The sequence below is a fragment of the Geotalea toluenoxydans JCM 15764 genome, assembly GCF_001311985.1.
GTDB classification, from domain to species: Bacteria; Desulfobacterota; Desulfuromonadia; order Geobacterales; family Geobacteraceae; genus Geotalea; species Geotalea toluenoxydans.
The window spans coordinates 78,425-100,815 of the sequence record NZ_BBCJ01000016.1 but is presented as its reverse complement, the minus strand read 5'-3'; the positions used below and the strand labels follow the sequence as shown (position 1 = coordinate 100,815).

General features: G+C 55.3%; 19 protein-coding genes and 4 pseudogenes. 13 read left to right on the top strand and 10 right to left on the bottom strand.

Going from position 1 to position 22,391, the window contains the following annotated elements:
* Positions 1-149 precede the first annotated feature (149 nt).
* Positions 150-1,289 (bottom strand): lectin-like domain-containing protein, encoded by a 1,140-nt coding sequence (locus JCM15764_RS11995; protein ID WP_054695946.1) that lies wholly within the window; start codon positions 1,287-1,289, stop codon positions 150-152.
* 331 nt (positions 1,290-1,620) lie between these two features.
* Here JCM15764_RS11995 and JCM15764_RS11990 point away from each other — a divergent pair, with 331 nt between their 5' ends.
* The 3 genes from JCM15764_RS11990 (at position 1,621) to JCM15764_RS11985 (ending at position 2,666) form a co-directional block, all read left to right on the top strand.
* Positions 1,621-2,106 (top strand): DUF4112 domain-containing protein, encoded by a 486-nt coding sequence (locus JCM15764_RS11990; protein ID WP_054695944.1) that lies wholly within the window; start codon positions 1,621-1,623, stop codon positions 2,104-2,106.
* Between the two features lie 75 nt (positions 2,107-2,181).
* Positions 2,182-2,334: a ferritin family protein gene (locus tag JCM15764_RS23310; RefSeq protein ID WP_243688852.1), complete on the top strand. Its 153-nt coding sequence runs from the start codon at positions 2,182-2,184 to the stop codon at positions 2,332-2,334.
* Positions 2,325-2,666 carry a ferritin family protein gene (locus JCM15764_RS11985; RefSeq protein ID WP_243688851.1) on the top strand — a complete coding sequence of 114 codons (342 nt, stop codon included), beginning with the start codon at positions 2,325-2,327 and terminating at the stop codon, positions 2,664-2,666. Before JCM15764_RS23310 ends, JCM15764_RS11985 begins: the two co-directional genes overlap by 10 nt.
* A 75-nt stretch (positions 2,667-2,741) precedes the next feature.
* On the opposite strand, the gene JCM15764_RS11980 is transcribed toward JCM15764_RS11985, so the two are convergent.
* The 8 genes and pseudogenes from JCM15764_RS11980 to JCM15764_RS11955 all read right to left on the bottom strand — a co-directional run bounded on the left by JCM15764_RS11980 (position 2,742) and on the right by JCM15764_RS11955 (position 12,665).
* Positions 2,742-4,088 (bottom strand): sensor histidine kinase, encoded by a 1,347-nt coding sequence (locus JCM15764_RS11980; protein ID WP_243688850.1) that lies wholly within the window; start codon positions 4,086-4,088, stop codon positions 2,742-2,744.
* Between the two features lie 71 nt (positions 4,089-4,159).
* Positions 4,160-4,936 (bottom strand): PAS domain-containing protein, encoded by a 777-nt coding sequence (locus JCM15764_RS29795; RefSeq protein WP_243688849.1) that lies wholly within the window; start codon positions 4,934-4,936, stop codon positions 4,160-4,162.
* Entirely contained in the window at positions 4,855-5,706 is an 852-nt protein-coding gene (locus JCM15764_RS29790) for a CheR family methyltransferase (protein ID WP_279384417.1), read from the bottom strand. Before JCM15764_RS29790 ends, JCM15764_RS29795 begins: the two co-directional genes overlap by 82 nt.
* A complete protein-coding gene (locus JCM15764_RS29785; RefSeq protein WP_279384416.1) occupies positions 5,706-6,758 on the bottom strand; it encodes a chemotaxis protein CheB in 1,053 nt (350 codons plus the stop codon). The genes JCM15764_RS29790 and JCM15764_RS29785 overlap by 1 nt, the downstream gene beginning before the upstream one ends.
* 8 nt (positions 6,759-6,766) lie before the next feature.
* Entirely contained in the window at positions 6,767-8,146 is a 1,380-nt protein-coding gene (locus JCM15764_RS11970; protein WP_054695941.1) for a sensor histidine kinase, read from the bottom strand.
* A 232-nt stretch (positions 8,147-8,378) separates the two neighbouring features.
* Positions 8,379-9,818, bottom strand: coding sequence for an ATPase domain-containing protein (locus JCM15764_RS11965; protein ID WP_054695937.1), 1,440 nt, complete (start codon positions 9,816-9,818; stop codon positions 8,379-8,381).
* Positions 9,819-10,227: 409 nt separating this feature from the next.
* Positions 10,228-11,685 (bottom strand): HD-GYP domain-containing protein, encoded by a 1,458-nt coding sequence (locus JCM15764_RS11960; protein ID WP_054695934.1) that lies wholly within the window; start codon positions 11,683-11,685, stop codon positions 10,228-10,230.
* Positions 11,686-12,219: 534 nt separating this feature from the next.
* Positions 12,220-12,665 (bottom strand): annotated as a pseudogene (locus tag JCM15764_RS11955) (single-stranded DNA-binding protein).
* A gap of 422 nt (positions 12,666-13,087) precedes the next feature.
* Here JCM15764_RS11955 and JCM15764_RS11950 point away from each other — a divergent pair.
* The 8 genes and pseudogenes from JCM15764_RS11950 (at position 13,088) to def (ending at position 20,719) form a co-directional block, all read left to right on the top strand.
* Entirely contained in the window at positions 13,088-13,786 is a 699-nt protein-coding gene (locus JCM15764_RS11950; RefSeq protein ID WP_054695931.1) for a lysophospholipid acyltransferase family protein, read from the top strand.
* Position 13,787: 1 nt separating this feature from the next.
* Positions 13,788-13,973, top strand: coding sequence for a hypothetical protein (locus JCM15764_RS11945; protein ID WP_054695928.1), 186 nt, complete (start codon positions 13,788-13,790; stop codon positions 13,971-13,973).
* Positions 13,974-13,981: 8 nt separating this feature from the next.
* Positions 13,982-14,380 carry a hypothetical protein gene (locus JCM15764_RS11940; protein WP_054695926.1) on the top strand — a complete coding sequence of 133 codons (399 nt, stop codon included), beginning with the start codon at positions 13,982-13,984 and terminating at the stop codon, positions 14,378-14,380.
* Positions 14,381-14,435: 55 nt separating this feature from the next.
* Positions 14,436-16,109, top strand: a pseudogene (locus JCM15764_RS11935) (ribonuclease J).
* Positions 16,110-16,178: 69 nt separating this feature from the next.
* Positions 16,179-18,456 (top strand): annotated as a pseudogene (locus JCM15764_RS11930) (DNA translocase FtsK).
* A gap of 92 nt (positions 18,457-18,548) precedes the next feature.
* Positions 18,549-19,001 carry an IS200/IS605 family transposase gene (gene tnpA, locus JCM15764_RS11925; protein ID WP_054695925.1) on the top strand — a complete coding sequence of 151 codons (453 nt, stop codon included), beginning with the start codon at positions 18,549-18,551 and terminating at the stop codon, positions 18,999-19,001.
* A 641-nt stretch (positions 19,002-19,642) separates the two neighbouring features.
* Positions 19,643-20,208, top strand: a pseudogene (locus JCM15764_RS28325) (glycine cleavage system transcriptional repressor).
* Between the two features lie 4 nt (positions 20,209-20,212).
* Positions 20,213-20,719, top strand: a complete 507-nt coding sequence (def, locus tag JCM15764_RS11915) for a peptide deformylase (protein WP_054695922.1) — start codon at positions 20,213-20,215, stop codon at positions 20,717-20,719.
* 8 nt (positions 20,720-20,727) lie between these two features.
* Here the strand turns inward: def and JCM15764_RS23300 are convergent, their stop codons facing one another.
* Entirely contained in the window at positions 20,728-21,273 is a 546-nt protein-coding gene (locus tag JCM15764_RS23300) for a hypothetical protein (protein WP_243688848.1), read from the bottom strand.
* 41 nt (positions 21,274-21,314) lie between these two features.
* On the opposite strand from JCM15764_RS23300, the gene ccsA reads away from it, so the two are divergent.
* Complete coding sequence (ccsA, locus tag JCM15764_RS23295; protein ID WP_243688847.1) at positions 21,315-21,548, top strand: cytochrome c biogenesis protein CcsA; 234 nt, start codon at positions 21,315-21,317, stop codon at positions 21,546-21,548.
* Positions 21,549-21,639: 91 nt separating this feature from the next.
* Complete coding sequence (locus JCM15764_RS11905; protein ID WP_243688846.1) at positions 21,640-22,341, top strand: cytochrome C biogenesis protein ResB; 702 nt, start codon at positions 21,640-21,642, stop codon at positions 22,339-22,341.
* The last annotated feature ends 50 nt before the right edge of the window (positions 22,342-22,391 follow it).

Below are 22,391 nucleotides of genomic sequence, written 5' to 3'. Positions count from 1 at the left end.
GCAGATGCGAGATGACGGCGGCAGTGCCGGAAGGGGGCTGGACGGAGAAAGGATGGGTTTTTAAAGGGGTAGTTTTCCAGGTAGACGGTAACCATAAAGGGGGCAGGGAGTATGAATTCACCTGCCCCACAGTATCTGGATACCAGTGCCTATGGTGCGGGTGAAAACCCTCCCGTCTGATAATTTGAAGTGAGATAAAAAGCACCCACGTCCTGGGTCTGGCTATCAATCCCGGTGGCGCCCGTAAAGCCGAAGTACACATACTGAGTTGAGAAAATGCTCTTCAGATCTATGGCCTTGGCAAGAAGCAGGCTTGAGGTGCTGCGGTCGTTGGTTGTGTTCATGTGCACTTCCACAGTGGCGCCATCATAATCGATCCAAACATGGTATGTCCCTCCATCACTCATGGTTACTGAGGGGGTCACCGGGGCAAATGCAGCATGCTGCACGCTTCCGTTCGTCACTATTGCCACATGGTTGTTGTCGGGGTCATTGTTTCCATCGTTTTTGAAGGTATCGAATTCCACCCCGAAGGAAGGTTTGATCCCGCCGAAACCCAGATTCCCCCCAGTCGCACCCGCTTTGCTTGAGACGGTTTGCAGTGCAAAGACGAACCCATCGGCATGCCGATTGCTGCGTCCGCCTGCTCCGAGGGTAAAGTTGAAATAGGCATTAAAGACAAAGTTGCTGCCCAAGGTGAACGGATTCGCCAGAAAAGCACTGCCGGCGGTGTATTGCTCGTTGGGGGTAAGCCTGATGTTGTTGTTGCTCAACACTGCAGAGCCGTTAAGTTGAAAGACATCGCTATTGGTGGTGTTGAAGCTCGGAATAGCTTCGGTTGTTTTCAAAGCATCGGCAATGGACTGGATCTCGCCGGCGCTGAGTGTGGCCAGACTTCCCATGCCGCCGGTATTGGCGGTAATGGCTGCCTGAATCTCCGCCGCCGTCTTGTTCAACTTGGTAGAAGAAGCCAGTGGCTGGTGGCAGCCCTGGCAGTTGGCCTGATACAAGGTGCTGCCACTTGCCTGAACACTGACATTTGTACTGTCATTACCGGTTGTCCCGGTACCTCCGTTACTGGTTGGCCCTGTACTGTCATTAGTTGTTCCCGTACTTCCATTGCCTGGTGTTCCGACACTTTCATTACTTGGTGTTACGGTACTGTTGTTGTTGGCTGTCCCGGTAGTCCCCCCGCCTCCCCCACCGCATCCTGCCAAAAGGCACAAGGCCATAAAGAGAAGGAAGCTGCCGGCCGATCTTCGAAAACCGCATCCGTCAATGCTGCTCATACATTCTCCTTTTCAGAATTTAATAAACCTCTCCATACTAATCCACCACTTGACCGCCCATAATAAATTAAAACAAGCTAATTATAATACAAGGGGCAGATACTTCAATACATGGAAAAGAGATTCTCCTGGAAAGGAAGGTGAATTTTTACTGACGACCGTCTTTGCGGTATGCAAGGGATACAAATAAATGTGAGGCTCATAAGGGGGCTCGGCGGGAGCGGGCATTTGCCGGGGAGCACGGCCATTATTGACCAACGCTAATACAACGGTACACTATTCTGTATCCTGAGAGGTACGTAAATGGGCTGGCAGCTGAAGGGAGCGGAGAATGAACCTCATTGAGAAGGAAAGGCTCAGAAAACGGCTGGAACGGCTGGCTTGGCTGACGGACAGTTCCATTCCTGTTCCGGGACTGAACGCCAGGGTGGGCATCGATCCTCTCATCGGGCTGCTACCCTGGTTCGGCGATGCCATAGGCGCCCTGCTTTCCAGTTATATCGTTGCTGTGGCCGCCCGTCTCGGCGCTCCTAAATCGGTCCTGATGAAGATGGGTTTCAATGTTGCCGTGGACGCCATCATTGGCGTAGTGCCCGGTGTCGGCGACCTTTTCGATTTAGGCTGGAAGGCAAATCAGCGCAATGTACGGCTCCTGGAACACTACATTGAAAGACCACACCAGACAGTGGTGACCAGCCGTCTCTTTGTGGCCTTCCTCACCCTGTTGCTGGTGGGCACGGTTATCGGCATCGGCTTCCTGGGATTCTGGCTGGTGCGCTGGCTGTGGCTTGCGGTGAGCGGGCACGGCAGCTGGTGAAGCTGTTTCCCGCTGCAGTTTGTCAGGCAGGCAGGGATAGCCGCGGAAAATCGACAAGCCGAAAGGGAGATCGTCATGAATATCTTCGATTGTGCAATCAAGATGGAAGAGGAAGCCAGGATTAACTATGAAAAACTGGCGGCGGCCACGCCCGTTTCCGAGTTGAAGAATCTTTTTACCATGCTGGCGGCAGCGAGCAGGAACACCACGATGCCCTGGTGGAGATGAAAGGGAGCATCGACCCCCAAAAGGCCCAGTTCATGGATTTGCAGGAGGCGGCGTGCATCTTCCAGCCCCTCCTGGCCAAACGTGACCTCATGGCCGAACTGAGGGAAGACCCCGACGCTTACAAACACGTGGTGAAGGAAGAAGAGAAGGGCGTTAAGTTTTACGAAGAACAGGCCGCACAGGCGAAGGACGAGGGAACCCGCGAGATGCTGCTCATGATCGCCGACGAGGAGCGAAAACATCTGAGCATCGTCGAGAACATATACGCCTTCGTCGAATCGCCGAAAACCTACCTTGCCTGGGGTGAGTTCAGTAACCTCAAGGAGTACTGAGAATAGTGGGCTTCCTTTGCCCGTCAAATCCAATCAGAAACATCCGGTTGGCCCTGTCGCGGCAACACGGCCAGGTCAGACTTCGATCCTGAACTCCGCGCCATTTCCCGTATTGCGCACCGTCAGTCGACCTCCCATGTTTTTCTCGATGATGGTCTTCGACATGAAAAGGCCGATCCCCGTCCCTTTATCCGGCCCCTTGGTGGTAAAGTATGGATCAAACAATTTGCCCTTGATCTCCTCGGCGACACCCCCGGCGTTATCGGTGATGGTCACGACCGTCTTGCCTCCTTCCGCAAACGCGTGGATCGAGATCAGGGCATCGTCAACGTTGCGATCAAGCAGTGCGTCACGGGCATTCATAAAGATATTCAGGAGTACCTGGGCATACTCATTGGGATAACCGGTAAGAATCGGGTCACCTTCCAAGATTAGAGCAATGCCGATCTTCTGGTCCTTGAAGCTCTTTTCGACGAGGGAGAGCGTACGCGCGGTCAGCTGATTAATGCTGAAAGTAACCTTTTCCTTGTCGGACCTGAAGAAGTTCCTGAAGTCATCGATAGTGCGTGACATGTGCTGGATCAACTCCATGCCCTTTACGGTATTTTCTACTAAAAACTCCCTGCTGAGTTTGCCCGAATCATAGAAGATCGGCAATTGTTGGGTGAGGAGTCCCAGCGAATTCAGCGGCTGGCGCCACTGGTGGGCGATATTGTTGATCATCTCGCCCATAACTGCCAGTCGGTCCTGCAGGATCAACATTTCGTCCTTCCGGCGCACTTCATCCACAGCCTTGACAATGCGTACCTCCAGAGATCTGTTGAGCTCTTCGAGCTCCCGTCGTTTTTCGGTGAGCGCATCTTCTGCTATTCTGCGCTCTGTAATATCGATGACCGCAACGCGGCACTCCTTACGCGACATGTCGGCCACGGCCTCGATCTGCACAAAGAGCGGAGGATTTTCCTCTCTCGTAAGTGTCACCTCACGGGACATCTTGCCCTGGCTCGCAAACACCTTGCCGAGCAATTCAGAGAAGAACGAACGGGCGTTAATCGGAACAAAAACCCCGAACCGACGGCCGAGCAGTCGGGATCGCTCAACCCCCAAAAGGCTGGCGCCAGTCAGGTTCACCGCATGGATAGTCCCTTCAGGGTCAAGGGTAAAGTAGCCGACCGGGGCGAAATCGTAAAGGTCGGTGTACTTTTCCAAAACCGTCTCCACCTCATCCCTGGCCTGGCGGAGCTCTGCATTCTGCATTTCCAGTTCGATCTGGTGGACCTCAAGCTCATGGACCAGCCTCTGCATCTCTTCCTTGCTTCGGGGTGGATGCAATTCCGCCGTTCTCGCCTGCAATCGCTCTTCAGCATGGCTGCGCAATTTTGCGGCTTCTGTTAACAGCCTCTGCTCTTTATCGGCTCCCATTGTTGCCCCCTTGATGCAGGTTATAAGGCTGAAGGCTGAAGACTGCCGGTAACAAATCATTCGTTTCGTATTTATTTAGAGCTTTTGGCCCTCAGCACTGAAACCTCCTCGCGCAGTTCGGCCTCCAGGGTCTTGGCCACGGTAATGTCCGCAAAGGTGATCACCACGCCGTCGATTACGTCCTCCATGGTACGGTAGGGCATGATGCGCACCGAAAACCAGCGCCCGTCGGTGGCGGTGATCTGCTTTTCCGAAAAGGCCAGTGTCCGCAGCACTTCCCGTGCGTCCTCGGTTATCCGGGAATATAGAAGGTCGCTGACGATGTCGGAAAGTGGCCGCCCCACATCCCCCGGAATCAGCTTGAAGATTTTGTCCACACCGGTGGTGAAGCGCCGGATATGGAGTTCCTTATCCAGGAACACGGTGATAATCTCGGTGCTGTTGAGGAGGTTCCTCATATCGTCGTTCACCCGTGAAAGCTCGTCCATTTTCGACTGTTGCTCGGCGTTAACCGTCTGCAGTTCTTCGTTCATGGACTGCATCTCTTCCCGGGAGGTAATCAGTTCCTCGTTGGCAGACTGCAGCTCCTCATTGGTGGATCTGAGCTCCTCCTGTGAGGATTGCATCTCCTCGCGAGTGGTCTGGAGTTCCTCGCGGCAATGCTGGAGTTCCTGCTCCAGTTCAAGAACCCTGACGTTGGCGGCCAGCCCTGGATTGAAGCTCGGCTTTTTGCCCCGGAGAGTTGCCACATCGTTAAAAACGACCATCACCATTCCCCGCAGCGCCTCCGGCTCTTCGATCGCCTGGACCGTGAGATCAATGGTCTGGGTGCTGCCGTTGGTTCCCACCTTGAGGCCCTTGGCAGTGATCGCCTTTTTTGCCGGATCGCCTTCTGAAAAGCGCTGGACAGGTCCAGACGAAGCCCTTCACGGGCCATGGCAAAAATATTCCAGTTGGCCTTGCCGGCCGCCGGCTCAAGATATCTGCCCGTCTTCCCGCTGATGTAAAGAATATCCCCCTTATCGTTTACCAGTACGGCTGGCGGGGTAAAGTGCTGCAGCAACACCTGGTCCGCGAGCGACTGGAGGTCTGAAGGCTTCAACATCGGTTGCTCCTTTGAAAACCCCTGCTGAGCGGGGGCAAACGAGACTGGAAACGCTAGCGGTTCGCAAGGCGAGACCGATTCGCGTCTCAGGAAGAGTCTCGACTTGATGTTCAGCGGTGCGAACAGTTCGGCAAAGGTGCCGGCAGTCTCTGCACTCCCTAAAAACAGGACGCCGCCGGGGTTCAGGCTGTAGTGAAAGAGCGGCATGAGCTTTTTCTGCAGTTCCGGCGTCAGATAAATCAAAAGGTTGCGGCAAATGAGGATATCCAGCTTGGTGAAAGGTGGGTCCATGATGACGTTTTGCGTGGCGAAGGTCACCATCTCCCTGATCTCCTTGCCGACCCGGTAGCCGTTCTCTTCCTTGATAAAAAAACGATGCAATCTCTCGGGAGAGATGTCCGCAGCGATGTTAGCCGGATAAAGCCCCTGGCGGGCCTTGTCGATGGCATCGGGGTCCAGATCGGTGGCAAAGATCTGCAGGGTGAACTTCCCCGCCGGGTTGACCGGTTCCATCACCTCTTTGAAGCTATGGCCAGGGAATACGCCTCCTCCCCCGTCGAGCAGCCTGCCGACCAGGCCCGCAGCACACAACCGGCCGGGCGCCCCGCCAAAATCGCCGGAAGGGCCACGCCCTGCAGCTGTTCCCATGCCGCCGGGTCACGAAAAAAGCTGGTCACACCAATCAAAAGCTCCTTGAATAGCAGTTCCACCTCCTGGGAATTCTCCTGGAGATAACGGACGTAAGCAGCGATCCGGTCGATCTGATGGATGCCCATGCGCCGCTCGATCCTGCGGTATACGGTGTTCTTCTTGTACATGGAGAAGTCGTGGCCGGTCCTGTCCCGCAAAAGTATCAGGACTTTCTCCAGGGCGCTCTGGTCCTTCTCCTCCAGTGGGCGCTCCGGCTTGCCGATGATGAGGAGGTGCCTGAGATAGGCGAAGATCTTTCCGGGCAACTCCTCCGCCGGGGCTATGATGTCGGCCAGCCCGGCATCTATGGCACTCATGGGCATGCTGTCGAACCTGGCTGAAGCAGGCTCCTGCACCAGCGTCAACCCCGCCTTTTCCTTGATAGCCCGCAGGCCCATCGTGCCATCCGAGCCCATGCCGGAGAGGATGACACCGATGCTAAGCTCCTGCCAGTCCTCGGCCAGGGAACGGAGGAAGAAGTCGATAGGGAGACGGAGTCCCCTAGGCGCTGTCGGCTCGAACAGGTGCAGCACACCGCGCAGCATGGACATGTCCTTGTTGGGGGGGATCACATAGACGCAGTTCGTCTTGACCCGCATCCGGTCCACGACCTGGAAAACTTCCATCCCGGTAGTGTGCTGGAGCAGCTCGGGCAGGACCCCCTTGTGGGTCGGGTCCAGATGCTGGACGATGACGAAGGCCATGCCGCTATTTTCTGGAACATGCACCAGGAACTGCTCCAACGCCTCCAGCCCGCCAGCGGAGGCACCGATGCCGACAATGGGAAAGGCGGGTTTCTCTTGCCGTGACGGAGGTTCTTCTGGAGACTTGGTTAGTTCATTACCGCTGTTCGCCGGTTGGGGTTGCTTTTTCATGATAATGTTTATATCAGCATTTTTTTATATTTACTAATTGTATTTGGCAGGGGAAACGCAATGCAGCGGGGGCTGAGCTGATTATATTTTCTGCGGAATGGTGAAGAAAACGTGGTTCCTTCCCCAGGGGTTGACTCCAACCAGATCCGGCCCTGATGCTGTTCGATGATTTTTTTGCAGGAAGCCAGACCGATTCCCGTTCCGGAGTATTCCTCTTGGGTATGCAACCGCTGAAATATCTGGAAAATTTTGTCAAAATCCTCCTGTTTTATGCCGATCCCGTTGTCCCGAACGGAGAATAACCATTCTTGCGCTCCCAGTTCTGCCGTGACAAAAACATGGGGATGCACGTCCGGTTTCCTGTACTTGAGGCCATTGCTGATCAGGTTTTGCATCAACTGGAGCATCTGGGTTGCATCGCCCCAGATGGTAGGGAGCCTGGTACTGGTAACTTCTGCCTGGCTCTCTTCTATCGCAGTGGCCAGATTGGCCGTCGCATCTGCAAAGCTCTTATTGGTATCTACCCAGGCGAAGTCGGCCCGGCCGATGCGGGAGTATTTCAGCAGCCCTTCGATGAGGCTCTGCATTCTTCTGGTACCATCAACGGCATAGTGAATGTAGGTGTCCGCCGTCTCGTCCAGTTTGCCGCCATATTTTCTCTGCAGGAGCTGCATGTAGCTCGATACCATCCGCAACGGCTCCTGGAGATCGTGGGATGCGGCGTGGGCAAATTGCTGCAGTTCCCGATTCGAGTGCTCCAGGTCGGCAACGAGACGCTCTCGCTCTTCCTCCGCCCGTTTGCTTTCCGTGATGTCGTTGAAAAGGATTGCCACCTGCCTCTTCTCCGGTTGCTTGAAACGAAAGGCGTACACGTCATACCAGCGCTGCAGCTGTTCTGCCCGGCGCTGAAAGCGAGCCGGCTCGCCCGTCAAAGCGACCCGGCAATAGATTTCAAACCAATGCTCTTCCAGCTCAGGGAGAAGCTCGCGCACCCTTTTCCCTTGAACATTGCTGAGGCTCGTCTGTTTTTCGAATGCCGGATTGGTCACCAGGAAGCGATAGTCCGTTGGCTTTTCGTTCCCATCGAATACGACCTCGATGATACAGAAGCCTTCATCCATGGAATCAAAGAGGGTACGATAACGAGTTTCCGATTCCTCCAGTGCCCGCAACTGGTCCCGCATCAGATACTGGCGACGGCGGCTTCGCAGAGCCGAGCGGACGATTGCCACCAGGGTGTTCACGCGCACAGGCCGTTCGACGAGGGTGACATCCCCCGGCAGGAACAGCGCGTCCCGGGAAACCTCTGTCTCCGGCCCAGGACGCAGCAGGACAATGATCGGCAACTCCGACCAGGGGGCTGATGGTCCAGTGTCCGCACCAGACATTCTTTTATGGACGGGGAGAGCATTTCCTCTTCCATAAGAAGTGCTCCGACCCCCCTGTCTATTTCTGAGCCGATCTCTTCCGCTGTTGCGCACACTACTGAACTCACGCCGACCCTGTCCAGCACCAGTGGAATGGACCCGGCATCCCGCTCTCCGCCAGGAGCAGAATCACCTGCTCGTTTTTGCCGCCGTCTGTGCCTCCGCTGCTATACGCCAAGGATGGGGACTCCTGTCAATACCCCCTGCATTTCAAGCAGGGTATTGCCGATGACGATCCTTCGGCGGAAAAGGTCAGTTCCCGTATCGTTTTCTCATGTTTGCCTCTCCTCCTCTTGACTACTGAGATCGCACGCCTGATTTCTCCACGCAATTCAAAAAAGCGGATGAGCAGAATCGAGTCCGCCAGATAACTGACATTCTCCACTTCCGTCGCCAGGCTGCCAAATAGGCCGTGCTGCTCCACGGTGAGGATCGTTGTTACCCCCTTTTGACACAGATAGGTCAACAGCTCGTGAAGCTGGATGATCAGATACTTTTCGTCGGGCATGGCACTGGCATAGCCGCTCAGCGTATCGATAACAACGATCTGGGCACCGTTCTCCTCCACTTCCCGGATAAGCATGGCAGTAAATTCTCCCCTGGAGAATTCTGCCACATTTATCTGGCGGAGTGTCATCAGTCCCCTGTTAACGAGACTGTCCACCCCCAAGCCGAGCCCCTCGGCGCGTTCCCGGTATGACTCATCTGTCTCGTCGAAGAGATACACCGCCACGTGCTCGCCTCTTCTGGCTGCAGCTACAGCATACAGGTTGGCAATCGTCGTTTTCCCGGTCCCTGAAGCCCCTATGATCACCGTAGTGCTTCCCCTGTCCAATCCGCCGTCAAAAAGGAGATCCAGATTTTTGTTGCCACTGTCAACCTGTTCCCCTCGCGCTTTTTGTCGATGTTCCCCGGCGATCAAGGCTGGGAAGACACGAATACCTGCCGTTTCGATCTTGAAGTCATGCCAGCCGCTTCGATAGGCTCTCCCTCTCTCTTTTAGGACGAGAAGCCTCCTCCTTACCGGGCCATAACCGAGCACCACCTGCTCCAGACGAATGACCCCGTGGCAGATGGTCTCCAGGTGCGCATCTAATTCGCTTTGACCGATATTATTGGTAAGGATGACAGTACAGTCTCCGGCGCCCAACTCCCGTCGCATGGCCAGCACCAGGCGGCGGTAAGCTACCAGGTCGTCCGAAAGGAGCCGCAGGTCCGACATTGAATCGATAACCAGACGCTTCGGTCGCACCCGTCTGATCTCAGTCAGTAGGTCGTTAATGGCGCCGGCCGGCTCCGCTTCCGCCGAGTGAAAGATCCTCTGCTCCGGCCCACCCAGGATATCCCCGCTGATCTGGACAGAATGGAGGCTGAAAAGGTCTGGATCGAGGAATACGCTGCAGGCTTTTGCCAGGGCAACAAAATCCTCTCCGGCGCTCCCGACGGTGATATAAAGGCAGCGTTCCCCCCTGGAGATCCCTTCCGTGATGAATTGTAGCGAAAAGGTTGTTTTTCCTGTCCCGGGGCTGCCGGAGAGGAGGTACATCTTCCCCTCAGTCAGGCCCCTCCGTAGGATGTCGTCAAGGCCGGGGACGCCGGTCGGTACGAGCGCTGAAGAAGTTTTTTCTTCCATGCAGCCTCCTTTTGTCGGACCTGGACGCCGGCTGAACAATCGGTCCTCCTTCACCCGCCTTGAGCCTTGCACAACATCACTTGTAAAAAGTATAGAGCCGATTCATGGGGGGTCAACTTATGCAGCTAGTGTCCCGTGCGGTTAGTTCTCTGCAAGAATTTCGAGGGATTTTGGTTCCCGGCAAGGCGCGGCGACGCAGGCCTAGCAGGAGCTTAAGCCAAGGAGCCACAACACAGCCGGGGGCCAAAAGACCCCGAAATTATCAGGAAAGAATTAGCGCACGTGACACTAGGGACTGTAGGGAGAGGATGAGAAATCGAGGCCGGATTTCCGGAAATTTGAGAACACGGCAAGGGATTCTGCAATTGGATCTCGGTAAGCTGCAGCCGCGCCTCTTTATTTTCACCCTTCAGAGTGCAGCCACGCCCGGCGCAGAGGATATGGCACACTCTGCAAAATACTGCGGCTCATCGACCGTGTGACGGGATGAAACAAGGTTGAATTCTTTCTCAATGGCCAGGAATGCATCGACCAGGTGGGGATCGAATTGTCTGCCCTTTTGTCTTGCGATCTCCTTGACCGTGTCCTCGTGAGACCAGGCATTCTTATAAGGCCTTCTGGTTCTTAGAGCGTCGTAGACATCGACCAGGGCGATGATTCGCGCCGAAAGGGGGATTGCTTCCCCTTCAAGTCCAAGGGGGTAACCTTTGCCATCCCATCGCTCATGGTGATGGACTGCGATGTCGCGGGCCAGAGCCAGGTAGCTGTCCTTTTTGAAAGTTTCAACAAACACGCTATTCGCCTTCAACAGCACTTCGCCCGCAACTACCGTGTGCTGTTTTATCTGCTCGAACTCAAGTGGGTCAAGCTTTGCAGCCTTCAGGAGAATATCCTTCGATATGGCCGTTTTGCCCACATCATGGAGCAGCGAGGCAAGCTCCAAATCTGCGACATAACCGGGCCTTTCCCTTATGTAGAAGGAATAGGCCGAGCTTTCTTCCAGGTACGAAACCAGAAGCGCCGTGTACTCCTGGATACGAGCCAGATGCTCTCCCGTTTCCGGATCGTAAAATTCGGCAAGGCTGGCCAGGGCTTCAATGGAAATCCGTTGTGTGACAAGGATCTCATGTGTCTGTTCGCTCACCCGCGCTTCTAGGCACTGATTCGCTTCCTGGAGTAGCCTTTCCGCTCTGTCGCGCTGCACTATGGCACTGCTTGCCTTGTACAGGGCAGATCCCGACAGGATCAGGACCAGAAAGGCGATGAAATAGAGCATGAAAGAGGACCTGAACAACAGTTGTTTCATGGCTTTATGTCGATCGGTAACATCGTAATAAATCTCGAAGGCACCCCTGAATACGTTGCCGGACATAAGAGGGACGTATACTTCAGCCACATCCCGTGTGAGAAAATCTCCTTCTGACGACCTCCCCTCCTTCGACCTTATTTTTGAATAAACTTCGCCCTTGGCCACCCTGTTCCGGAAATAGCCAAGGGTGTTCATCTTGCCCATGTCCTTCGATCTGGTCGAAAAGATTACTTCCCCATTGGCGCTGAAAATCCTGATGTCCGCTATCTCGAAGTCCAACATTGCCTGATGCAGATCAGCATGAAAACTGCTCGTGATATGCTGCCTCCCAAGGGGTTCCGTCGTCAGTGGCAATAGGGATGCAATATTTCGAGCCGTCCGCCGGGCATCGCTTTCGATGTTGCTCGTCAACTGGTCAACAAACTGCGGCATAATGAATGCGGTACTGTAAGTCGGCAGCAGTGTTGCCACGGTTAAACAGACAATCCAAATGGAACGTAACAGAGGGTGCCGTAACAGGGTGGAAATAATCTCTTTAGGTTTGCTCTGCGTTGACATGTAACCCGTTATCCCCCCTTCAAGCCTTTACCGACAGCACCTTGTCGTTGTAGGCCTGCGTCGCCGCGCCTTGCCGGGACCAAAATCCCTCGAAATTCCTGCAGAGAACTAACCGCACGAGACACTGATTTTTGCCTTTTCGATTCTAATTAAGGTTCACCACCTCTACGGCAGATTTATGGATAAATCAATAAAAATATCAGCGGCTTATACTGGCATGGGTGTAAATATTCTTTACAGTTGGCTGCAAACACTTGTGATTTTGAATGGATATAAAGGGAGGAATAGCGCCATTTAAGACAAATTTAATCGAGAATGCCCAGGGAAGTCACCTGCTGCCTTTGTTATACTGCACCTATGGCTGCCCACCCAGACCGGAAGAACCAAATTGAACCAGCCCAAGTTCTCGGTGCTGGTTCAGCCTGTGTTGCGGCGGTTGAGGATTGACTGCGCCTATAAAAGCAGATAAACAGGCAAAAAAAGCCGCAGACGGAAAGATCTGCAGCTTTTTTACATTTTATGGAATCCTGACGATTAAAAGGGAATATCGTCATCGGGGTTGAAAACCGGCTCTTCATAAGCAGGCCCACCGAAGTCATCGGCAGGAGCCTGCCTGCCGCCGCCTCCCTGGCGGCTCCCGCCACCTTCACCCTTGCCGGAGAGCATCTGCATTTTCTCGCCGACGATCTCCGTGGTGTAGCGATCCTTGCCGTCCCGGTCCTGCCATTTTCTCGTCTGCAGCCTGCCCTCGATGTAAACGGTTTTTCCCTTGGAGAGGTATTCACCGGCAATTTCAGCCAACCGGTCCATAGGGTGATGTTGTGCCATTCGGTCTTTTCTTCCCATTCTCCACTCTTGCTCTTGAACCGATCGGTGGTAGCGAGGGAGAAACTGGCCACGGCAGTACCGGCAGCGGTGTAGCGCACCTCGGGATCTTTGCCCAGATTTCCAATGAGCATCACTTTGTTCAAACTGGCCATATGCAACTCCTTCGAATAAAATTATCAGATAATGACAAGTCAGCGACCTGCCGAACTTAAGTTACTGATTTCACTGATTTATGATCAGAATGAGCGTCCATGATGTTAACCCATAATGCCTGGCTAGGCAATGCATTTTTGCCTGCCACAATAGAAAACAAGGTGATGGAGATGGCATGCTTCCAGCTCCTTTAACCGGATCAGCAGCTTTACGGTTGACGCACTGAGCGGCAGGAAAGTGGCAAGCCCTTGAATCAGGTTACGGAGATTGGGCCTGTTTAACTGATGCCCCAATGCCTCCCCTGGCCTCACAAAAACAGCAGCAACTTGAGGGAAACGTATCTTGCAGCAAAAGATATTTGATTTGACTCTGCGGATAAAAAACAGTACTTTACCCCGGATATTCACGGAGTCTTTCGTCTATGCTGCGCGCCTATCTATACCTACTGTTCTTTGTACCGTTCACCTTATCGTGCAGCATTACCGCCATTGCCGGCACCTTGTTCGACGCAACCGGCGCCTTTGCTCACAAATGCTCCCGCTTCTGGAGTCGATGGGGTTTAAGCCTTGCCGGGATAAAGATTGAAGTTGAAGGGCTGGAAAATGTCCCCGGCGACGGACCGCTGATTTTCATGGGCAACCACCAGGGCAACTTCGATATCCTTGCCCTCTCTCTGGCCATTCCCAGGCGGTTTTCCTGGATAGCCAAAAAGGAGCTTTTTGCCATACCGTTGTTCGGCGAAGCCATGCGGCGGGCTGGTTACATTCCCCTGGACAGGAGCGACGGCCGGCGCGCCCTTAAAAGCATGAATGCCGCCGCTGAGCGCATCAGAAGCGGCAGCAGCGTAGTTGTTTTTCCCGAAGGCACGCGCACCAAAGACGGTAACCTGCTCCCCTTCAAGCGTGGAGGATTTCTCCTGGCAGCCAAGGCAGGGGTGCCGATCCTCCCCTTCACCATCAACGGCAGCATGAAGATCAACCCCCGCAACCGCATCGAGCTCTATCCCGGCACCCTGCGGATCAGTTTTGCCAGGCCGGTGGCCACTGCCACGGGTCAGGACAAGGATCAGGCGCAGTTGATGGAGCAGGTAAGGCTGGCCATTGCCGCGGGGCTGGAGTGATATGACACCGATTGTTCACTGGATAATAATTGTCGCCGGGCTGCTCGCAATTGGCTGGGGCCTGCAGGCAGCCCACCGTCTGAGATTCCCCTTTGACATCCTCGCGGCCCTGGTGGCCCTTATCGGCCTGATATCCGCTCTCCTGGGGGCACTGCTCGTTGCAGTACCCGGATTTTTTCAGGGATAAGGTGTGTAATGGAAAAAGCTAAAACCATAGCGGTCAACATCGCCGTCATCGCCGTCATCGCTGTCATCCTCCTCTGGGGCAACACCCTCTATCGTCAGCACGTGCAATTCGCCAAGGGAGAGAAGGCACTGGCCGCCGGCGATGCCGTTGCCGCCATTGCCGGCTTCGAGTCGGCCATTCACATGTACACGCCGGCAAGCAGCCTGGTAGACAAGGCCGCCGAAAAGCTCTGGAGCATCGGCCAGGAAGCCGAAGGAAGGGGTAATATCCCCAGGGCGCTGATCGCCTATCGTTCCCTGCGCAGTTCCTTTTATGCAGTAAGAGGATTGACCGCTCCCGGCAGTGAGTGGATCAACCGCTGCGAAATAAAAATAGACCAACTACTAAAACAACCTTCAAAGCAGTAAGGGAGCATGCCTTCACAGGGTATCTGCCGCCTGCTGGTAGAAAGCCTGAAACCACATGGAAACACCCATTAGCGACAGCATCGGCCTTAAAATCATTCCCCTCGGCGGTCTCGGCGAGATCGGCCTCAACATGGCCGTTTTCGAATACGGTGATGACATCGTCATCGTCGACTGTGGCCTGATGTTTCCCGAGCCGGATATGCTCGGCATCGACATCGTCATTCCAGACATCACCTATCTTACCGACCGTCCGGAAAAGGTGCGGGCGATCCTTCTCACCCACGGTCATGAAGACCATATCGGCGCACTTCCCTTCGTCCTGCGCCAGATAAATCCCCCAATCTACGGCACCGCCCTGACTCTGGGCTTCGTCAAGGAAAAACTCAAGGAATACGAGCTGGACAACAAGGTCGATCTGCGCGTGGTCCGCCCGCGGGATGTGGTCGACCTGGGCGTGTTCAGCGTCGAATTTATCCGCGTCGCCCATTCCATAGTCGACGGCTGCGGTCTGGCCATCGCTACCCCGGAAGGGGTTGTCATTCATACCGGTGATTTCAAGCTGGACCAGACCCCGGTGGATGGCGAGCTCACCGACTTGGCCACCTTTTCCCGCTATGGAGAAGCTGGAGTCCTGGCCTGATGGCCGATTCCACCAACGTGGAGCGGGAAGGCTACACCCTGTCGGAGAAGCTTGTGGGCGACGCCTTTGACGAGATCTTTCCCCGTTGCCCCCAGCGGGTCATCGTCGCCGCCTTTTCCAGCAATATTCATCGGGTGCAGCAAGTTGTTGAAGCCGCAGCTCGCTGTGGCCGCAAGATACTCCTTAACGGCCGCTCCATGATCGCCAACGTCCAAATTGCCCGGGAGCTGGGTTATCTGCGCATCCCCGACGACCTGCTCATCGACCTGAAGGAGATGAACCGCCTGCCCAAGGAACAGATCTGCATGATCACCACCGGCAGCCAGGGAGAACCCATGAGCGCCCTGACCAGGATTGCCATGGATGATCACAAGCAGATCAAGCTTGAAGAAGGGGACACCGTCATACTCTCCTCCCGTTTTATCCCGGGCAACGAAAAAACCATCTCCGACCTGATCAACCACCTCTACCGGCGCGGCGCGAGGTTTACCACGAGAAAGTTTCCGAAGTGCACGTTTCCGGCCATGCCAGCCAGGAAGAGCTGAAGCTTCTGCAGAACCTGGTCCGTCCCCGCTACTTTATCCCCGTCCATGGGGAATACCGCCACCTGGTCAAGCACGGCCAGCTGGCCCAGAGGCTCGGCCTGCCCAAGGAGCGCTGCATCCTCGCCGTCAACGGCGACGTTATCGCCTTCAGTAACGGTGAAGGCTGCATTATCGATCGGATCGAAACCGGCCGGGTCTTTGTCGACGGCAAAGGGGTCGGGGATGTGGGGAACGTGGTGCTGAAAGACCGCAAGCATCTCTCCGAGGACGGCATGGTGGTGGTCATCATCGGTATCAATCAGGGGAGCGGCGAGATCATCTATGGCCCCGACATCGTTTCCCGGGGTTTCGTTTTCGAGGACGAAAGCCAGGAATACCTGGACGAAGCCAAAAAGGTTGTCGTCGATACCCTGGCGCTGGTGAACACCGAGGTACGGGCCGACTGGAGCGAGGTCAAGCTGGAGGTGCGCCGGTCCTGCGTCGCTTCTTCAACAAGACCATCGAGCGGCGTCCCGTAATATTGCCGCTTGTTCTGGAGATGTAGGGGCGCCGCACTAAAACCGGGCAACCACACGGGGTTGCCCCTACCAGTAAACAAAAATGTAGAAGGTTTATGGACCAACAGATCGATAAAAAGGAAAAGCTGATCATCGAAATGAAAGGGATCGGCCTTGGGGCCATGGGGCTGTTCCTGTTCATTGCCCTCGTCTCTTTCAATGGCAGCGATCTTTCCTTCAACAGCTATTCTGCCGTCGGCGAGACCCACAACCTTGGGGGCCGTTTCGGCGCCCAGCTGGCCGATGCCTGTCTGCAGCTTTTCGGCCTTGCCGCTTACGGTATGCCCATTGCCCTCTTCTACATCACCTACCGCATCCTGCGCTATAAGGAAGTGCGCTGGCGCTCCTACAAGTTTGCCGCCTTTTTCATCCTCCTCATCGCCTTAAGTGCCCTCTTCGCCTTCAATCTCGAATTCACCGAATTTCTCGGCCAGAGGGTGCAGACCGGCGGCTGGATCGGCTTCAAGACTGCCGACTTCCTCAAACGCGCCTTCGGCAAGCTGGGAGCAATCCTGATCCTCCTGCCGATGTTGGCCGGATCGATCATGGTCCTGTCCCGCTTTTCCTTCATGCTCTTTGCCGATTGGTGGCTGAAATCGATGAAAATCAAGTGGGAACGTCATCGGCAGCGCAAAGCACTGAACAGGGAAATCCTGGACAAGGAAAACAAGCTCGCCCCGGCAGGCTCCCCCGTGATAAAAACGGCCCCTGCTCCTATGCGTGCCGGCGCCGGTGGCGAAAAAGGAAAAGAAACAGGATGATAAAAAGGCCGCCGCCGTGCAGGAAGCCTTTGAATTCGTCAAGAGCGACGGCAACTACCAGACCCCGCCCCTATCCCTGCTGGACATGCCCCAGGTGACGGAAAAGCGCCTGGATAAAGAGGCCCTGGCCATGAATGCCAGGCTGCTGGAGAAAAAGCTCAAGGATTTCGGCGTCGAGGGGGAAGTGGTGGAAATCTGCCCCGGGCCGGTCATCACCATGTACGAATTCGCTCCGGGCCCCGGCATCAAGGTGAGTCGCATTGCCGGACTGGCCGATGACCTGTCCATGGCGCTGCAGGCCCTCTCCATCCGCATCGTCGCCCCGATCCCCGGCAAAGGAGTCGTTGGCATCGAACTTCCCAACCGGGACCGGGAGATGGTTTCCCTCAGGGAAATCTTCAACAGCGAAGAGTTCCACCAGCGCAAGATGAAACTGCCGCTTGCCCTGGGCAAGGATGTCGCCGGCGCGCCACTGGTCACCGATCTGGCCAAGATGCCCCACCTGCTGGTTGCCGGCGCTACCGGCTCCGGCAAGTCCGTCGCCATCAACACCATGATTCTCTCCCTCCTTTATACTTCGACCCCCAACGATGTGCGCATCATCATGGTCGATCCCAAGATGCTGGAGCTATCCGTCTATGAGGGAATACCCCACCTGCTGTTGCCGGTGGTAACAAACCCGAAGAAGGCGTCCCTGGCCTTGAAATGGGCGGTGGAGGAGATGGGACGTCGCTACCGGCTCATGTCCGACAAGGGCGTGCGCAATATCGACTCCTACAATAAGCAGCTGGAACGGGAAGAAAAGGAGCTTGCGGAAAACCTGGCCAAAGAGACAGTGGTTGTGGAAGAGGCGGAGGAGCTTGGTGCTGACGAAGAGGAGGCCATCCAGGCCTTCCTCGACAAGGACGAGGAGCTGGACCACGGTCACCTGCCGTATATTGTCGTCATTGTCGACGAGCTGGCCGACCTGATGATGGTGGCCGGTCGCGAAATCGAAGAATCCATCGCCCGCCTGGCCCAGATGGCCCGCGCCGCAGGCATCCATTTGATACTCGCCACCCAACGCCCGTCGGTGGATGTCATCACCGGTCTGATCAAGGCCAACTTCCCCGCCCGTATCTCCTTCCAGGTGTCAAGCAAGATCGACTCCCGCACCATCCTCGACGGCAACGGCGCCGAGTCGCTCCTTGGCGCCGGCGATATGCTGTTCCTCCCCCCCGGCACCTCCAAGATGCAGCGCAGCCACGGAGCCTTCGTCTCGGATGCCGAGGTGCAGCGGGTGGTGGAGTTCCTCAAGAAGCAGGGCAAGCCGGTCTACGAAAAATCGATCCTGGAAATGAAGTCCGGTGACGAGAAAAGCGGTGGCGACGAAGAAGAACTCGATCCCCAGTACGATGCCGCCGTCGCCCTGGTGGCAGAGGCAAAGCAGGCATCGATCTCCATGGTCCAGCGACGGTTGCGCATCGGCTACAATCGGGCCGCCCGCATTATCGAAAAGATGGAGCAGGAAGGTATCATCGGCCCCTCAGATGGCACCAGCAGGCCACGGGAAGTGTTTATCAACAAGATTTAGAGCGAGGATTTGACAACCGCCTGCTCGCATCAACGCGACAGGCGGTTTTTTCTATAATCGGCACGTTGCGACGCGGGAACAAGGCAACCAAAATGGCCAATACATACACAGCCTTGCATTACCATATCGTATTCAGTACAAAAAACCGCGAACCGTGGATTGCCCGACAAAAGGAAGCTCGTATCTGGGAATACCTTGGCGGCATAGCTCGAACGAACGGCATGAAAGCCTTACAGGTAGGCGGGTATGATGACCATATCCACATGCTCCTGGCAGTTCCGCCGAGCATGCCTGTTAGTAAGGCGGTGCAGTTGCTTAAGGGGGCATCTTCGCGCTGGATTCATGAGACAGACAACGATATGTCAGCTTTTGCCTGGCAGGATGGTTATGGTGCATTCACCGTCGGTGTTTCGCAGATTACCGATACCGTACGCTATATCGAAGGACAACGTGAACATCACCGTACGAAATCGTTTCAGGAGGAGTATGTGCATTTTCTCCAGAAACACGGCGTTGAGTATGATGCGCGGTATGTATGGGGATAATGATATTCAAAGCCCCATCAGGGGCGTGTGACGGTAGCCGCGGGATTCATCCCACGGATCTTTGATCGTCGTCCCCATTCATCCGTCGCGTTCGCGACGGTGGGAAATGTGCGATTTCATAAACACGAATGATGGCCGGGGAATGGATTTGCGCTCCATGAACCGGGGATAGATTGCGCCCACATGAACCGGGGAATGAATTCCCCGGCTACCGTCAATCGGTCCCTATGGGACGCATGCGATTAAAGCCCCATCAGGGGCATGCGACGGTAGCCGTGGGATTCATCCCACGGATCGTTGATCGTCGCCCCCATTCATCCGTCGCGTTCGCGACGGTGGGAAAGGTGCGATTTCATAAACCGAATGATGGTCGGGGAATGAATTGGGCTCCCGTGAACCGGGGAATGAATTCCCCGGCTACCGTCAATCTGTCCCTACGGGACGACAAGCATAACGTCTTGTGAACAGTTAAGCAGACACTTGCTTAGCGTGACTGTTATGTGATAGAGGATTCAAGGCGACTTTTGAGAGCGCGGTGTAGACAACCAGGGCTTCGGCCGCATCAGAAGCAAGGGTGACCATGCCTTATTCGGCGGCTTCATCTAAAAAATAAAACAATGATGCTCATAAAAGGAGCTTCCATGAACGATTGCCGCAAAGACAACCTGACCCATTTCGCCGTTACCGTCATCAGCAAGGACCGTCCCGGTATCGTCGCCGACATCTCCGAAGTTCTCTACCGCCTGGGCTGCAACCTGGAGGACTCCAGCTGCACCATGCTGGGGGGGATTTCGCCATCATCCTCATCGTCTCCCACGAGAAGCCCTTCACCAGGGCGCGCCTGAGCGACGAATTCCGCTCTCACTTCGACCGCACCGGCCTCCATGTCCATGTACGCACCCTCCATGAGGATGAGGTCTGCCCGGTCAAGGAGGAAGGAGAGCTTTGCCTGGTCTCGGTCTATGGCTCGGACCAGCCGGGCATCGTCTACCGGGTGACACGGGAGCTGGCCGACCGGCAGGTCAACATCACCGATCTCAACACCCGCCTCATCGGCACAAAAGAGGAACCGGTCTACGTGCTGATGCTGGAGGCCATCCTGCCACCCGGCATGTCGGTGGAAAACGTGGAGCTGTTGCTGGAAAAACTGAAAAAGGAGCTGAACGTGGAAATCAAGGTGCGGGTCATCACCCCGGTTTCCCTTTAATACTATGCCGGCTCAGAAAATTCTCATCTACCCCCATCCGGTTCTGAAGAAGCTCTGCCATCCTGTTGGCGCCATAGACGGGGAAATAAAGGGACTTCTGCAGGATCTTCTCGATTGCATGCATGCCGGTCCCGGCTCGGTGGGTGTCGCCGCCCCGCAGATCGGCGTAACGCTCAGGGTCTGCGTCGTGGATGTCTCCAACAGCAGAAACGGCAAAGGCAACAATCACGGCCTTTTGCAGATGATCAATCCGGTGATAACCGAACGCAGCGGCGCAGCCATCATGCGCGAAGGGTGCATGAGCGTCCCCGACTACACCGGCGATGTGGAACGGGCCACCGAAATTACGGTCCGCTTTACCGATGGGAATGGCATCGAGCAGGAGGTGGAGGCCAGCGGCTTCGAGGCGGTAGCCATTCAGCACGAGATGGACCACCTTGACGGCATGCTCTTTCTCGACCGGATCGCATCCCTGAAAACCGGACTCTTCCGGCGGAAGAACTACAAATAGGACCCCCCTCAGTCCCCCCTATTCCATAGGGGGGAAGCGAGTAAGCGAGCAGGGGGTATGGCGCTCCCATTGCACGAGGGAATGAAAACAGCACCAACTGGAGCACCTCCATGAAATTGCTTCTCATTGCCGCTATCGTCCTTTACCTGTTCGGCTCCTTCCGCAGGCCTGTCTTCATTGCCGCGCTGACCCTGCAGCTGATCTATCTCGGTCTCAGGGGCGCCGCTCTTGGCAGGCTGCCGCTCATAGGCCCGCAGGATACCTTGACCTTTTTCTCTGCTTCCATCGGCCTCATGGCCATCCCCTTTCTCTATGCCAGGGATCTGCGCTCCTCCTCGACTTTTTCCTGGGGCACCGGCTGCCTGGCCGGGCTGTTCGCCCTGATGGCGCTTCCATTCCCCACCCTCAACATGCCGCTGCCCCCGATTCTGAACACCTACTGGTTTGAATTGCATGTGGCGCTGGCTTTCTTTGCCTATGCCCTGTTCGGCATCGGGGCGCTGCTGGCTGGAATGTTTCTGCGCTACAGGGAAAAATCCCTGCTGGACCTCCAATATAAAACGGCGCTTGTCGCTACAGTTTCTTCTCCGCCTCCATGGTCTCAGGAGGCATCTGGGGTTATTACGCCTGGGGAACATACTGGCTGTGGACGCCAAAGGAGTTGTGGACCTCCATACTCTGGCTTTTCTACAGCCTCTATCTGCATCTGCGTCTGCAGGGCGCCAAATGGGAACGAACAGTCGCCTGGGCTGCCATTATCGGCTTCGGCGTTACTATCTTTACCTACCTCGGGGTCAGCATGCTGATGAAAAGTTCCCATAGCTTCTAGCAGGCGCAGGATGTGGCGTTGGGGCAACATCCAAAATTCTTCTCAATAAATTTAACTTATTACCGATATTTAATACTAACGGGGGCATCTATTGTTCGCCAAAATTTACGCAAAGCTGGCTTCGCTCAGTCTTGGCATCTGGCTGATGGCCGGGGTTATCGTTCTGCTTGCCATCGGCTCCTTCAGCGGTGGCGGCGCCGAATCCAGCTCCATCAATGACATGGCCCTTTTTGCCTGGCTCAAAGGAGCTCCACTTGCCTGGTCCTGGTGGCTCTGGTTAACCATGGCGTTCCTTGCAGTTCTTGTCGTAAACACTCTCCTGTGCAGCATCGAGTCGTTGCGCGGCAAGTTTGGACGGACCAACTTTCTTTCACTTATTGCACCGCAGGTAATGCATGCAGGCTTTCTTTTCATCGTCCTCGCCCACCTCTTTAGTGCTTACGGTGGATTGAAAGGTATTATACAGGTGAATGACGGTCAGATTATCGGCTTTCCCGATGGCACAGGAGTTGCTGTCACAAACATACGTGGTGAACAGGGCGCCATGGGCATGCTTACCGATTATCGGGCTGAAATCCGCGATAACAGCGGCAACGCCATCGGCGGCATCAGCCCAAACCACCCTTTCTTTTATAAGGAATTCGGCTTGTATATCAAGGATGTGCAGCTCTTTCCCCAGCGGATCGCCCTGATCGAGATACACCGGGAGCCGGGAGCCGGCTTTGCCCTGGCAGGGGCTCTCCTTTTTACGGTTGGGAATCTGGTTCTGCTGGCCACGCGACGTGGCCGGTAGCAAGCAAGGTGGTCCAGGTTTTTCCATAGCTTGTTTGACCGTAACTAATG

Bases quoted from the DNA above. Each gene is read 5' to 3' on its own strand.
- JCM15764_RS11995 (WP_054695946.1), bottom strand. From the start codon at position 1,289: ATGAGCAGCATTGACGGATGCGGTTTTCGAAGATCGGCCGGCAGCTTC.
- JCM15764_RS11990 (WP_054695944.1), top strand. From the start codon at position 1,621: ATGAACCTCATTGAGAAGGAAAGGCTCAGAAAACGGCTGGAACGGCTG.
- JCM15764_RS23310 (WP_243688852.1), top strand. From the start codon at position 2,182: ATGAATATCTTCGATTGTGCAATCAAGATGGAAGAGGAAGCCAGGATT.
- JCM15764_RS11980 (WP_243688850.1), bottom strand. From the start codon at position 4,088: ATGGGAGCCGATAAAGAGCAGAGGCTGTTAACAGAAGCCGCAAAATTG.
- JCM15764_RS29790 (WP_279384417.1), bottom strand. From the start codon at position 5,706: ATGGAACCGGTCAACCCGGCGGGGAAGTTCACCCTGCAGATCTTTGCC.
- JCM15764_RS29785 (WP_279384416.1), bottom strand. From the start codon at position 6,758: ATGAAAAAGCAACCCCAACCGGCGAACAGCGGTAATGAACTAACCAAG.
- JCM15764_RS11970 (WP_054695941.1), bottom strand. From the start codon at position 8,146: ATGTCTGGTGCGGACACTGGACCATCAGCCCCCTGGTCGGAGTTGCCG.
- JCM15764_RS11965 (WP_054695937.1), bottom strand. From the start codon at position 9,818: ATGGAAGAAAAAACTTCTTCAGCGCTCGTACCGACCGGCGTCCCCGGC.
- JCM15764_RS11960 (WP_054695934.1), bottom strand. From the start codon at position 11,685: ATGTCAACGCAGAGCAAACCTAAAGAGATTATTTCCACCCTGTTACGG.
- JCM15764_RS11950 (WP_054695931.1), top strand. From the start codon at position 13,088: ATGCTGCGCGCCTATCTATACCTACTGTTCTTTGTACCGTTCACCTTA.
- JCM15764_RS11945 (WP_054695928.1), top strand. From the start codon at position 13,788: ATGACACCGATTGTTCACTGGATAATAATTGTCGCCGGGCTGCTCGCA.
- JCM15764_RS11940 (WP_054695926.1), top strand. From the start codon at position 13,982: ATGGAAAAAGCTAAAACCATAGCGGTCAACATCGCCGTCATCGCCGTC.
- tnpA (WP_054695925.1), top strand. From the start codon at position 18,549: ATGGCCAATACATACACAGCCTTGCATTACCATATCGTATTCAGTACA.
- def (WP_054695922.1), top strand. From the start codon at position 20,213: ATGCCGGCTCAGAAAATTCTCATCTACCCCCATCCGGTTCTGAAGAAG.
- ccsA (WP_243688847.1), top strand. From the start codon at position 21,315: ATGGTCTCAGGAGGCATCTGGGGTTATTACGCCTGGGGAACATACTGG.